Origin of the sequence: Sphingobacterium bovistauri (assembly GCF_020295405.1) — a bacterium.
Classification (GTDB): domain Bacteria; phylum Bacteroidota; class Bacteroidia; order Sphingobacteriales; family Sphingobacteriaceae; genus Sphingobacterium; species Sphingobacterium bovistauri.
The window spans coordinates 13,753-26,430 of sequence record NZ_JADEYP010000013.1 but is presented as its reverse complement, the minus strand read 5'-3'; the positions used below and the strand labels follow the sequence as shown (position 1 = coordinate 26,430).

At 32.9% G+C, this 12,678-nt stretch carries 13 protein-coding genes; 8 read left to right on the top strand and 5 right to left on the bottom strand.

Annotated elements, in window-relative coordinates:
• The first annotated feature begins 65 nt into the window (after positions 1–65).
• From proB to IPZ78_RS08430, 3 genes are read left to right on the top strand one after another with little or no spacing between them, the layout of a single operon-like run.
• Positions 66–1,097: a glutamate 5-kinase gene (gene proB, locus IPZ78_RS08440; protein WP_225552653.1), complete on the top strand. Its 1,032-nt coding sequence runs from the start codon at positions 66–68 to the stop codon at positions 1,095–1,097.
• Between the two features lie 9 nt (positions 1,098–1,106).
• Entirely contained in the window at positions 1,107–2,354 is a 1,248-nt protein-coding gene (locus IPZ78_RS08435) for a glutamate-5-semialdehyde dehydrogenase (RefSeq protein WP_225552651.1), read from the top strand.
• Between the two features lie 3 nt (positions 2,355–2,357).
• Positions 2,358–2,744, top strand: coding sequence for a hypothetical protein (locus IPZ78_RS08430; protein ID WP_225552650.1), 387 nt, complete (start codon positions 2,358–2,360; stop codon positions 2,742–2,744).
• Here the strand turns inward: IPZ78_RS08430 and IPZ78_RS08425 are convergent.
• From IPZ78_RS08425 to IPZ78_RS08415, 3 genes are all read right to left on the bottom strand, one after another.
• Positions 2,736–3,419: a LytR/AlgR family response regulator transcription factor gene (locus IPZ78_RS08425; protein WP_225552648.1), complete on the bottom strand. Its 684-nt coding sequence runs from the start codon at positions 3,417–3,419 to the stop codon at positions 2,736–2,738. The two genes, IPZ78_RS08430 and IPZ78_RS08425, sit on opposite strands and share 9 nt — an antisense overlap.
• Positions 3,419–4,933: a sensor histidine kinase gene (locus IPZ78_RS08420; RefSeq protein ID WP_225552645.1), complete on the bottom strand. Its 1,515-nt coding sequence runs from the start codon at positions 4,931–4,933 to the stop codon at positions 3,419–3,421. The genes IPZ78_RS08425 and IPZ78_RS08420 overlap by 1 nt, the downstream gene beginning before the upstream one ends.
• A gap of 112 nt (positions 4,934–5,045) precedes the next feature.
• Positions 5,046–6,182, bottom strand: coding sequence for an acyl-CoA dehydrogenase (locus IPZ78_RS08415; RefSeq protein WP_225552644.1), 1,137 nt, complete (start codon positions 6,180–6,182; stop codon positions 5,046–5,048).
• Positions 6,183–6,284: 102 nt separating this feature from the next.
• Between IPZ78_RS08415 and IPZ78_RS08410 the strand changes: the two genes are divergently transcribed.
• From IPZ78_RS08410 to IPZ78_RS08400, 3 genes are all read left to right on the top strand, one after another.
• Entirely contained in the window at positions 6,285–6,809 is a 525-nt protein-coding gene (locus IPZ78_RS08410; RefSeq protein WP_225552641.1) for a PH domain-containing protein, read from the top strand.
• Between the two features lies 1 nt (position 6,810).
• Complete coding sequence (locus tag IPZ78_RS08405; RefSeq protein ID WP_225552639.1) at positions 6,811–8,313, top strand: PH domain-containing protein; 1,503 nt, start codon at positions 6,811–6,813, stop codon at positions 8,311–8,313.
• An 86-nt stretch (positions 8,314–8,399) separates the two neighbouring features.
• Positions 8,400–9,035, top strand: a complete 636-nt coding sequence (locus IPZ78_RS08400; RefSeq protein ID WP_225552637.1) for a peroxiredoxin — start codon at positions 8,400–8,402, stop codon at positions 9,033–9,035.
• A gap of 355 nt (positions 9,036–9,390) precedes the next feature.
• Here IPZ78_RS08400 and IPZ78_RS08395 read toward each other — a convergent pair whose 3' ends face one another.
• Both IPZ78_RS08395 and IPZ78_RS08390 read right to left on the bottom strand, forming a co-directional pair.
• Positions 9,391–10,485 (bottom strand): S1C family serine protease, encoded by a 1,095-nt coding sequence (locus IPZ78_RS08395; protein WP_225552635.1) that lies wholly within the window; start codon positions 10,483–10,485, stop codon positions 9,391–9,393.
• A 1-nt stretch (position 10,486) separates the two neighbouring features.
• Complete coding sequence (locus IPZ78_RS08390; protein WP_317197575.1) at positions 10,487–11,077, bottom strand: RNA polymerase sigma factor; 591 nt, start codon at positions 11,075–11,077, stop codon at positions 10,487–10,489.
• A gap of 236 nt (positions 11,078–11,313) precedes the next feature.
• Here IPZ78_RS08390 and IPZ78_RS08385 point away from each other — a divergent pair, with 236 nt between their 5' ends.
• Positions 11,314–11,538 (top strand): (4Fe-4S)-binding protein, encoded by a 225-nt coding sequence (locus IPZ78_RS08385; RefSeq protein ID WP_225552633.1) that lies wholly within the window; start codon positions 11,314–11,316, stop codon positions 11,536–11,538.
• Positions 11,539–11,589: 51 nt separating this feature from the next.
• Positions 11,590–12,471, top strand: a complete 882-nt coding sequence (locus tag IPZ78_RS08380) for an AraC family transcriptional regulator (RefSeq protein WP_225552631.1) — start codon at positions 11,590–11,592, stop codon at positions 12,469–12,471.
• The last annotated feature ends 207 nt before the right edge of the window (positions 12,472–12,678 follow it).

Genomic DNA, 12,678 nt, shown 5'->3' with positions numbered 1-12,678 from the left:
GTAATGAACAATTGTTAAGTTTACGCAATTGGTAATGTAAGTAAGTTATAATTGAAAATGTGTCAATGAAGAAGGGTGTTTTAGTCATCAAATTCGGTTCTGCATCTGTGACTTCAGATGGAGAAATAGATGAAAGAATTATTTTAGAGATTGCTAGACAAGTTTCAGTCTTACAATCACAATACAATATAGTGATTGTATCATCAGGAGCGGTGGCTGCAGGCAAGAAATTTATCCCGAAGTACAAAGGAACTTTAGAGCAACGTAAGGCTGCTGCAGCAATAGGAAATCCACTTTTAGTTAGAAAATATTCTACTTACTTCAAGCCTTTTAAAATTGCCTTAGCACAAAGTCTTTGTGAAAGACATCATTTTTCGAATAGAGAACAGTTTTTACAATTAAAAAGTACATACGAGACACTTTGGAAGAGCAATGTTATTCCAATTGCCAATGAGAATGATGTTGTAAGTAATAAAGAATTAAAATTTTCTGATAACGATGAACTAGCAACACTAATAGCTACAGGTTTCGGGGCAGATAAATTATTACTTTGTACCTCTGTTCCAGGGGTATTAGATGCAGGTGGCAATGTCATCAAGGAAATTGATACCATTGATAAAAGTGTTCTATCATTAGCACGAAAAGACAAATCTTCTGTAGGACTTGGGGGAATGACTTCAAAGTTAAATTTTGCTCGTTTAGCAACTCAAATGGGAATTGAAGTGGTGATTTTCTGTATGCAAGGTGTTGATAGTATTATTAAAGCAGTGAATGGTGATGCGGGTACTGTATGCAGAGCACAAGAAAAGAAAGTATCTTCAAAACAAAAATGGATGGCCAGCGGTAGTCTAATCAAAGGTTTGGTTACTATAGACAAAGGAGCGCTAAATGCTTTACTTAATCGTAAAAGTCTACTTGCGGTCGGTATAATAGATATCATTGAGCATTTTGAAGTGGGAGAGGTGTTTCATATTGCTGATGAAGAGGGGACTATTCAAGCTGTCGCAAAATCAAAGATTGATTCATTGTCGATGAAAGCTAAAAGCAAAACAAAAAATTTGGAAATAGCACATGCAGATGATATTGTGCTTATATAAGAATTTATTATGAGAAGTATACAAGACCAATTAATAGCTGCACAAAAGGCAAAGAAATTCATAAACGCACTATCTAAGATAGAAAAGCAAGCGATTATGATTGGTATTTCTGAAGCATTACTAGAAGCAATTGATACTATAATTGATGAGAATAAGAAGGATTTGGATCGAATGGATTCCTCCGATTCTAAGTACGATAGATTATTGTTGACGAAAGAGCGTGTTATTGGATTATCAAATAGCGTGTTGAATGTAGCAAATTTGCCTGATCCTACTGGCGTTACATTAAGTTCAAAATCATTGCCAAACGGTCTGCAGATAGAAAAGAAATCGGTAGCATTGGGAGTAGTTGGGGTGATATATGAAGCAAGACCTAACGTGACTATAGATGTAGCTGCACTTTGTATTCAATCTGGTAATGTCTGTTTATTGCGTGGTGGCTCGGATGCAATTTACACGAACACTTGTTTGGTGAATTTAATTCAAAATGTATTATTAGGTCAAGGTGTCGATATTAATCTAGTGCAATTACTTCCAACGGAAAGAGAGTTGGTCTATGATTTGTTGACTGCAACGCAGTATGTGGATATTATTATTCCACGTGGATCACAATCTCTGATTGATTTTGTACGTGAAAATGCTAAAGTTCCAGTTATTGAAACAGGAGCAGGTGTATGTCATACCTATGTAGAAAAGACTGCTGATTTGGATAAAGCAGTTTCCATAGTTGTGAATGCAAAGACATCTCGTCCATCTGTATGTAATTCATTAGATACAATACTGGTTGATAAAGCAATAGCTTCGGATTTTGTTCAAAAACTAGTAAAACGGCTTATTTCTTTTCGAGTGGAAGTCTTTGCTTCAGATGATATTTATAATGATTTTCAAAATATGGATTATCCATTTTTAGTTAAGGCTCAAGAAGAAGATTTTGGTCGTGAATTTTTGGACTATAAATGTTCGATTAAAACTGTTGATGGGCTTTCAGAAGCTTTGGAACATATTGATAAATATTCTTCTAAACATTCGGAATGTATCGTTTCGCAAGATGCACTAAGTATTGAAACATTCTTGCAAGTTGTGGATGCAGCTGCGGTTTATGCTAATGCTTCTACTCGTTTCACTGATGGTGGTGAATTTGGTTTAGGTGCTGAAATTGGTATTTCTACACAGAAGTTGCACGCACGTGGACCTTTTGCTTTGGAAAAGTTAGTCACCGAAAAATGGTATATTCGTGGTGACGGACAAATACGATAACAGATGGGGATTCGATATGAGAAGGATACAATCCTGAATTGGATTAATGAAATGGGCAAATTCCTTCGTTTGCTAGTGGGTAAATGGGAAGGACAATTGGAAGATCTAAAGCCAGAAACTATTCCCAAAGGGTATAAGGAGTTTTTCAAAAAAGATCGCGAAGAATTGTTAAGTCTTAGTGAAAATGAAATTATTATTTTCGCTTCGTCGTTAGAACCCGAACAAATTAGACCGTTAGCCCAACTCCTCATGTATGATGGATTGTTCAATTCGGATAAAGAAATCTTACAAAAGGCGAAAGTACTTTTTGAATATCACATGAAATCTTCTGGAAGTTTTTCATTTGAAGATTACGGCTTTTTAAGTCAGATTGATAAAGCATTAAAATAGTTCTTCCGTCATGTTTTTGAAAGATGGACCTATCGGAATTTCTATATCATTAATAAATAAACTTAATCTTGTATATTTTGTGATGGCTTTTTTATTCACGATATACATTCTGTGTGAGCGAGCGAAATCTGGAGATAAACTTTCTTCCATTTCCATTAAAGTTATTCTACTTACGAATATTTTTCCCTCCGAAAGATATATTTTGCAATAATTACCAAACGATTGCAAATACAGTATATCCTTAAAGTTTACTTTCACATTTTCATAACCATCTTTTATAAAAAGAAAATCTTCCTCCTGTATATCTTTCACGGAATTTTGTAAAGCCAGTATATGTTGTGCTTTATTGCAAGCTTTTAAAAATCTTGTAAAGGAAAAAGGTTTCAATAAATAGTCAACAGCATCTAAATCAAAACTTTGTACAGCGTATTCGCTATAAGCTGTTGTAAAAACAATAGAAAGGGGCTTTGACAGGGATTGCGTCAATTCGATTCCCGAAATATCAGGCATATTAATATCTAGAAAAACCAGATCAATTTTTTCGTTTGCTATAAACTGAAGTGCTTCTAGCGGATTCGTAAAAGTTCCCTTCATGTTGAGAAAAGGAACTTTTTTAGCAAATTCTTTAATGATTTGCAATGCAATAGGTTCGTCGTCTATGGCTATAACATTCATTACAATTTGTCTTCTAAGTTTATCTTTAAATGTACGAAATACTGTTGAGGAGTTTTATGCATGACTAATTCATAATCGTTAGGATAAAATATTTCTAATCTACTTTTTACATTCTCCAGACCCACGCCACTTTTCTCTTTCTTTTGTTCTGCTATTGGATTGATACTGTTCGTCACATCAAAAAATAGGACATTTTCTTCTGTTTTTAAGCTGATTTCAATTTTTGATGGCGTTAGGTTACTAATACTAAATTTGTAAGCATTCTCTACAAAAGGTATTAGTAGCATAGGCACTATGCGAAAATCTTTCATAGATCTTTCTAGATTGACTACAATATTGTCATTTAAATCGTCTTGAAGTCTTAAGTTCTGTAAAACAATATAATCTTCTAAATAAGCAATATCACGATTGAGCGAAATGTAATCTTGTGTATTTTCATGTAACATAAAACGCATCATATCGCCTAATTTCTGTATGCCTATACTGGTACGATGTGCTTCTTCGACAATGGCAGTACCGTAAAGAGAATTTAACGTATTGAACAAAAAATGAGGATTTATCTGTGATTTTAAAAGATTCAAATTTGAATTTGTCGTATCTATAGCACCTCGTAAGTTTCCTATCAATTCACGTGTTTTTCTATTTGAATTATATTTGAACTGAGCTAAAGGTGCAATGATTAGGATGTTTATAGGAAAGCTAAAAATAAGAAATAAAAAAAAAGGTTGTTCAACTTCCATATGAAATATTCTACTTATCAAAATAAGAATAATTGATATGGGGATATATGATGTTAACGTAAATATAAATGTTCTAAAATAATAGTTATATCTATTTTGAGTTTTCGATTTGGGTAATAAGAAATAGGTAACATATATATAATTCGTCAGCGCTGATATGACCAAACCAGTCCAGGTGATATTTAAAAATTTTGCTGAATTACTAAATTGAATGAATAGAAATCCTATCAACCATAATGAACTTAAACTTAGTACTAATGTTTTAACTGTTTTTTGCTCTCCACTGATTTTTAATTGTGAAGCTTTAGCTATTAGGAGTTCTTTCAGAAGAAAATAGCCAATAACATACATCGTAAGTTTGAAAGCATGATATAATTCTCTAAAGAAAAAGTTATTATAAGCTTTTTGTAAGCTTGAATAAGTCATTAATTCGTATGCATCTAAGTGCGTTTTTGTAACTCCAAAAGCAGTACTCATTACGATAAGCGCAAGTGCTATATAAGCGATAGGTTTATAACTATTTTCTTTGCGAAATTGTTGTAGAATAAGGAAATTAAGCAGTAGAAAACCAATATATACTAATGTTGCATTAATGAATTTAGGAAAGAAGTAATTGTAAAAATAGGAGAAGGTCACTTTGGCTTCTATGAAATAAATTACTTCGGGTACATCATGCGCAATCGTATTTTTAAAATAAGTTGAAATGACTAAAATGTATATAATAGTCGCGATCCAAAATTCGATTTTGTTGATTAGGTCTTTTGTTGGTTTCATTGTGTTTGTCTTTTGATATGCACAATGATACTAAGATGTGAAAATTAATTTTCAGAATTGTGATGAATGGGTAAAATAATGTGATGAATACGGATATTTCGTGTTCATCACATTATTTCAGCACCTCTCTAGCAATTACCAATCTTTGAATTTCGGAAGTGCCCTCATAGATTTGTGTGATTTTAGCATCACGCATCAGGCGTTCTACGTGATATTCTTTTACATAGCCGTAGCCACCGTGGATTTGTACAGCTTCGATAGTCTGTTTCATAGCAACTTCCGAAGCATGCAATTTTGCCATAGCGGCCTCTTTGCCATATGGTAATCCTTGATCCTTTGTCCAGGCAGCTTTGTATGTCAAGAGTCTGGCTGCTTCGATTTCAACTTCCATATCGGCTAATTTGAATTGTATAGCTTGATGATTGGAAATGGGCTTACCGAAGGTTTTTCTTTCTTTCGAATAGGCTAAAGCTAAATCATAAGCACCTGCGGCAATACCTAAAGCTTGGGCTGCTATTCCTATTCGTCCTCCATCCAATGTTTTCATCGCAAACTTAAACCCAAATCCATCTTCACCGATGCGGTTTTCTTTAGGTACTTGTATGTCTGTGAACATTAATGAATGTGTGTCTGAGCTTCGAATACCAAGTTTATTTTCTTTTGGTCCGATTGTAAAGCCAGTAGCCCCTTTTTCTACAATAAGAACATTTATCCCTTTATGTCCTAGTTCTGGATTAGTTTGGGCAATGACGAGATAAATGTCTGCATTTCCTCCATTGGTAATCCAATTTTTTGTTCCATTTAATAAATAATAATCACCTTTATCTTCTGCTGTTGTATGCTGAGATGAGGCATCAGAACCAGCTTCTGGTTCTGATAACGCAAAAGCGCCTAATTTTTCACCTTTAGCGAGAGGAACTAAATACTTCTGCTTTTGTTCCTCTGAACCGTATTCGTTTAATCCCCAAATTACTAATGAATTATGTGCGGACAATATTACTGCAGCTGAGGCATCGATTTTTGCTATTTCTTCTAAAGCCAACACATAGGCAAGTGTATCCAAGCCAGCTCCACCATATTGCTCTGGTACCATAATACCCATAAAACCCAATTCACCCATTTTTTTTACAAATTGGTAAGGAAATTTGGCTTCTTCATCACGTTCGATGATACCAACCTTCAATTCTTGTGCAAATTCACGTGCAGCTGCACGTATAATTTTATGTTCTTCTGATAGTTCAAAATGCATGGTAATAAAGTTTAATATGGTTGCATACCCAAATATAGTTTTTTATGCTATGCTAGCATAATATTTTTGTGTAAATATTTTCTTATTTTAGACAATATATTTATGATAGAATTTTCAAATAACCAGATTCTTACTTCCAATTTACCTGATTGGCAGGAGGTAGAATTTGAGCAAATCTCACCGAAGTATAAAAATGTAGTTTTTATACGTTACCTATTGTTTATTGTAATATTAGTCATAGTTTGTTCGGTTGTGTATTTTGCTAATGGTCAGATTTTGCCTATAGAGTTTGTATGCATTATTTCAGGCATTTTTATATTTCTAATCGCCTTATTACTAGCTAATATTTGGTCAATGAGGTATTGGGGATATGCAGTGCGCGAAAAAGATATTCTATATCGTTCAGGAATATTCTCTAAAGCTGTTAAAATTATTCCATTTGCTAGCGTACAGCATGTGGATATCAATGAAGGCGCATTATCTAGAATATTTGGTTTGTCTAGTATTGAACTTCATACTGCAGGGGCGGGTGAGGGGCTTAGAATCCCTGGAATTGAGGCTGGAAAAGTTTCACAAATACAAGAGTTCATCTCCAAAAAATTAGTCACACGCCAAATGCATAGCTAATATGTACGACCAAAATTTATTTCGATTTCCTCAACGATTAAATTCTTTAGGTTATATATTGAATATTGTTAAGACTTTTGTACTAATTATTAGACAGTTCTTCTTTTTTATCCTATACCTGTTGTATAAATATTGGAATAACTTAGATGGCCTTTATATTGCATTATTCTTTATAGCACTTGTCTTGCTGACGGTAGTTATTGCTTTTATAAATTTTAAAACTTTCAAATTTTACTTAGATGAGGATTCTGAAGAGTTTGTGGTGCAGAAGGGCTTGTTTAATAAATCCAAAATTGTCATCAAATTTGTAAATATTCTGCAAGTGAATGTTACACAGAATATGCTTCAAAAGGCCCTATCCTTGTACAGCTTGACTTTGGATACAGCTGGCAGTGATAAGGTGGAAGTTGATTTATATGCTTTGGATGGGGGTACAGCAAAAGAGTTGAAAAATATTTTGTTATCCAAAATTGATAAAGCTTACACGCTTAATGGTGGAGATAGCATAGTTTCAGAACCACAGCTAGATCGTGTATTAACAATTCCTTCAAGAAATATTTTGTTAGTTAGTTTGTTTAGTAACTATAGACAGGGGCTAGCTTTATTTTTAGCCTTTTTGGTTTCTATTTACCAACATATACAAGATGTATTTGAGACTTTTGAGTTTGAAGAAGAAAATTTAGATGCAGAGGCTATGCGTATCTTTGTATTGGAATCATTATTCACCATGATAGCGATTGTAGTACTTGGATTGTTATCTATTCCTTTTATCATCAATATTTTCCGCTATTACATCAAGTATTACAACTTTACGATTATTAAAAATACTGTTGGTAATTTTAGTATGCAATATGGGCTAATTAAAAAGGTAAATACGATATTTAATAGCAAGAAAATCCAACAAGTTGTCTTTAAACAAAATCAGATACTCAAACGATTGAATATAGGTGTCTTATCGCTAAAACAATTGACGACAGATCAATCAAAGGCAGATAGAAGCAGTGTTGAGATGCCTGGTGTATCAATTATTGATCGTGATACAGTATATGCACTAGCATTTGGTTCAAATGTATTTGATAAGACAACTTGCATAAAACCAAAAAATGGATTGTTGACAAGTCGAATGATAAAAATGGTATTTTTCTATATGATGTTCTTAAGTGTAGTTATTATTTTGGATTATTTGACATTCTGGCTTATTTCTGTGCTTTGCGTTGCTTTACTGTTGAATACCCTTTATAATTATCTGTTTTATAGAAATTACACCTTGCTTTATATGGACAACTTTTTAATAAAAAGGTATGGCGTATGGAATGAGAAAGAAATTATCATCCCAATGCAAAAAATGCAAAGTATAAGTATATCGAAAACTTTTTTTCAAAACTATTCTCATACATCAAATTTGCATGTATCTACAGCAGCAGGCACAGTAAGTTTCCGATTTTTTGATGAAAGAGATATCCACAATTTGGCTAACTATTTGCTCTATACTGTAGAAAAATAAAACAATTTGAATAAAAATGTTTTATTCAAATAAAGTCTACTATATTTGTAGGGTTAATGGATTATTTAATTTTAAAATACTATAATATGAGTTTAAGATTAGGAGATGATGCGCCAGATTTTACTGCGCAAACCACTATTGGAGATATTAATTTTTATGAATACACAGCTGATAGCTGGGTAGTATTATATTCACATCCATCAGATTTTACACCAGTATGTACGACCGAATTAGGTCGGACAGCACAATTGAAATCTGAGTTCGAAAAACGTAATGTAAAAGTTTTGGCTTTGAGTGTTGATCCTGTAGAGGAGCATTTGGAGTGGATTAAGGATATTAATGAGACGCAAAATACTACTGTAGATTTTCCAATCATTGCAGACAAGGATCGTAAAGTGGCAGAATTGTACGATATGATTCATCCTAATGCATCTGCTACGGCTACAGTTCGTTCGGTATTTGTTATTGGTCCAGATCGTAAAGTTAAATTGACTCTTACTTATCCAGCATCTACAGGTCGTAATTTTAATGAAATTCTAAGAGTAATTGACTCATTACAATTGACAGCAGAGTACTCAGTAGCGACTCCTGCGGATTGGGTAGACGGTCAAGATGTAATCGTGGTACCAGCAATTAAGACTGAGGATATTCCCGCGAAATTCCCGAAAGGATTTAAGGAAATCAAGCCTTATCTTCGTGTGACACCACAACCCAATTTATAATACGCTTACTTGTAAAATAGTGTGTAATTCAAAAGCCAATTGTCATTAATTGGCTTTTTGTTAATATGGATTTTTTCTTTTTCTCAAAATAAAGGAAACTATTACAGCTGATATTATAATTATTATTAGATGAACAGCAAATTGCTTATAATCTATTGTATAATGCTCATTACTTGAGAAATACAGGAAAGACTGAGTTGCAATAAATAGTCCTAAAAAGATGAATAAATATATCCAAAAAGTTTTCATGTTAATTCTAAGTTATTAAATATCTAATATTCAAACAAATAAAAGATAAATAAAAAGGACACATCGCTGTGTCCTTTACAATATGTTTGATTTAAGACTAATTCACTTAGTATACTTTCACGATATAAATGAAGTCTTGTAACTTTTTAATTTGCTCTGTACGACTCAATTTATTTAATGAATTCTTATTGTTTAATACAATGTTACCTTTTAGAGATTCTGTAGGAATTCTATTTAATGTTTCAATCAATTCTTTTGTCTTAATTGCGAAAGCTGCTCCGTCAATACCTTTTTGTTTACCAGAAATGATACCTACTACATTACCCTGAGTATCCAATACGGGACCACCACTGTTTCCTGGGTTGACAGGGATGGAAATTTGGTAAGCAATAGTGTCTCCAGAATAGCCTGTATTCGAACTTAAGTATCCTTGACCATATACAGCTTCATCACGAGGGAAACCAATGGTGTAAATATCTTCACCTACATCTGTCAATTGTTTCTTAAATGTATAAGGGACAGTTTTTGTAGTTCTAAACGAAGAATCTGCTATGCGCAAGATGGCCAAATCTTTAGCGGCATCTGTATGTATAATTTCAGCACGAAATGCTTTTCCTTTTTGATTTTGTAATTGAATGGAATCCGCACCATTGACTACGTGATAGTTTGTAACGACATACCCATCTTTTGTCAATAAGAATCCCGTGGCACCAAAGTGAGATGAAATATCTTTTTTGGGTACTTCGTTTTTATTAATATTTTGGATTACTTTATTTTGAGCAGTAACATTACGCTTTACTGAATTCATTTCACGACGTAACGCGCTGTAATCTGATGTTGCTTTTTTAACATCAGTAAAATAACCTGTCAACCATAATGTCGTAAATACCGATATAAAAGCAACGGCAGCTGCAATACCTGTATTTATCTGCAATTTGCTCCAAAAAGAAATGACTTTGTTACCAAAATGGTTTTGTGAGCCATAAGATTCAATGTGAGTAGCTTCTTCTGCTAAGGCTGCTTTGAAATGATTTCTATTTTCACTTTGTTGAAAGGTAATTAAGAAAGTTTTATGTTCTTCCAAGATCTGTGCATACTCCGGATTTGATGCACAAAAATCTTCGAAGGCTTGAATATCAATTTGTTCAAGTTCTCCTCTTAAATATTGGTCTGCCCATTCAATGAATTTATGCCTTTGCATGTTATTCTGCGATTTTAATAGTAAAAAATATTTTTTTGAGACGTTGCAAGCATTTGTATTTTTGTGTCTTAGCGTTGTCACTATTTGTATACCCAAACTTATCTGTAATCTCTTGCATTGATAAGTTTTTAATATAAAAATCCTTTAATAAGGTCTGACACGGCTCACCTAACTGACTCATCGCTTCATTCATTTGATCAAATTTATTTTCGATCTCCTGGTGTTGCTGGATGTCATCTTCAACATGTAATATATCTTCAAAATCAGATATATCAGATGTATTAGTAGAATGCCCCTTTCTTGACAATTGTTTCAACCACAATCGTCTTGATACGGCATACAAAAATGTACTAAGCTTACTGTTTAACTCAAATTTTTGTTGAGTAATCTTATCATATAAGACCATTACCGCCTCTTGAAATATATCCTTGGCTTCATCATCAGTTCCATTGTTGCTGGTAATCATATGTGCTATAGAAGGGTAAAATAATTTGTACATCTTGTTGATTATACGATTATCACCTTTTTCTATGCCATTGATGATTTCAGAATCTGAAACTTCGGCTGATAATATATGCTTTATCTTACTCACTAATTAATACCCTAAAATCCAAATAGTAACCCTCTAAAAAATAAATTTAATATATGAAAAAAAAATCATCCAAACGTAATTGAATTTTTAGTGAAATCCCAAGAAACTTAATGAAATTGTTATGGATTTGTATTAACTTATTGTTATACAAGTTATTTAATTATTTATAATATTTTGACATATTCGTTCCTTATTATTTGTAGTTTTTGTAACTTAAAACAACAAAGTTTATCTATATGTCAGAAACTACAATTAAATATCCACATCCAAATGGAGAAATCACTGTCTTGTGGAAACCAAAATTATGCATTCATGCAGGGGTTTGTGTGCGTCTGTTGCCTATGGTGTACAAGCCAAAGGATAGGCCGTGGTGTAATCCTGAAAATGCGTCAACAGAAGATTTAATTAATCAAATAAATCAATGCCCTTCAGGAGCCTTGGGCTATGAAAGGAATAAATAAGTGTTAATTTATCATAGATTGCTTATATTTAAATAACCAATCTATGAATTTATGCCGGTATCAATTCTACGGGAAACAACTCCGCTATTGGAGGAGGATTGCTTTATGGTATTTGTACGGGAAAAATCTAATTTTGATTTTCCTTTGCACGTACATGCTGAATATGAACTTAATTTTATTGAAGACGCTAAAGGTGCACAACGTATTGTCGGGGATAGTATAGAAGAAATAGAAGACATAGAATTAAGCCTCATTGCTAATGCGGATTTAGAACATGGTTGGTTCATTCATAATTGTACATCACCAAAGATTAAGGAAATTACGATTCAGTTTCATGCTGATTTATTAAATAGTCAGATTCTATCCAAGAACCAATTTATTTCTATCAAGAAATTATTTGAAAAAGCTAAGTATGGTGTCACTTTTTCAAAATCAACGATCAAAGACATCAAATCATTATTACTTGACTTGCCAAAGGAGAGAGAGGGGTTTTATGCGGTAATCAAACTTTTTGAGATACTTTATAAATTATCGAAATCGATTGATTATAGAGCATTGTCGAGTAGGTCATTTCATAATAATTTACAAGATTACGACAGTCGAAGAATTAACAAAATAATTCAATTGCTCATGGAGAATTACCGACGCGACATCTCATTAAAGGAGGTAGGTAACTTAATAGGCATGACAGAGGTTTCTGTAAGTCGATTTTTGAAACAACGTACAGGAAGAACTTTTATTGATACATTAAACGATATTCGACTAGGTCACGCTAGTCGAATGTTAGTAGATACCACACATAGTATAGCTGAAATAGCATTAGCTAATGGGTTTAATAATTTATCTAATTTTAATAGAATATTCTTGAAGAAGAGAGGGGGCACTCCATCTGAATTTAGGAATAAATTTAGGGATCATAAGTTTTACTTATAAACTTACTGTAGGGTGCCGATGATAAAAAAATATTTTATTAAGTATCCATTTATTATATACAGGATGATAATTTGGTTTGAAATGTGTGATTAAAAGATAAAAAAGTATTACATAACTACTGCGCTATAACCTTAATTTTGAAATAGCATAACCAATTTTAATAAATAAAAATTTACCAGAATAGCATTTTACATTTTGTCATTTACT

Excerpts from the sequence above, each read along its gene's own strand:
- proB (WP_225552653.1), top strand. The coding sequence starts at position 66 with ATGAAGAAGGGTGTTTTAGTCATCAAATTCGGTTCTGCATCTGTGACT.
- IPZ78_RS08435 (WP_225552651.1), top strand. The coding sequence starts at position 1,107 with ATGAGAAGTATACAAGACCAATTAATAGCTGCACAAAAGGCAAAGAAA.
- IPZ78_RS08430 (WP_225552650.1), top strand. The coding sequence starts at position 2,358 with ATGGGGATTCGATATGAGAAGGATACAATCCTGAATTGGATTAATGAA.
- IPZ78_RS08425 (WP_225552648.1), bottom strand. The coding sequence starts at position 3,419 with ATGAATGTTATAGCCATAGACGACGAACCTATTGCATTGCAAATCATT.
- IPZ78_RS08420 (WP_225552645.1), bottom strand. The coding sequence starts at position 4,933 with ATGAAACCAACAAAAGACCTAATCAACAAAATCGAATTTTGGATCGCG.
- IPZ78_RS08415 (WP_225552644.1), bottom strand. The coding sequence starts at position 6,182 with ATGCATTTTGAACTATCAGAAGAACATAAAATTATACGTGCAGCTGCA.
- IPZ78_RS08410 (WP_225552641.1), top strand. The coding sequence starts at position 6,285 with ATGATAGAATTTTCAAATAACCAGATTCTTACTTCCAATTTACCTGAT.
- IPZ78_RS08405 (WP_225552639.1), top strand. The coding sequence starts at position 6,811 with ATGTACGACCAAAATTTATTTCGATTTCCTCAACGATTAAATTCTTTA.
- IPZ78_RS08400 (WP_225552637.1), top strand. The coding sequence starts at position 8,400 with ATGAGTTTAAGATTAGGAGATGATGCGCCAGATTTTACTGCGCAAACC.
- IPZ78_RS08395 (WP_225552635.1), bottom strand. The coding sequence starts at position 10,485 with ATGCAAAGGCATAAATTCATTGAATGGGCAGACCAATATTTAAGAGGA.
- IPZ78_RS08385 (WP_225552633.1), top strand. The coding sequence starts at position 11,314 with ATGTCAGAAACTACAATTAAATATCCACATCCAAATGGAGAAATCACT.
- IPZ78_RS08380 (WP_225552631.1), top strand. The coding sequence starts at position 11,590 with ATGCCGGTATCAATTCTACGGGAAACAACTCCGCTATTGGAGGAGGAT.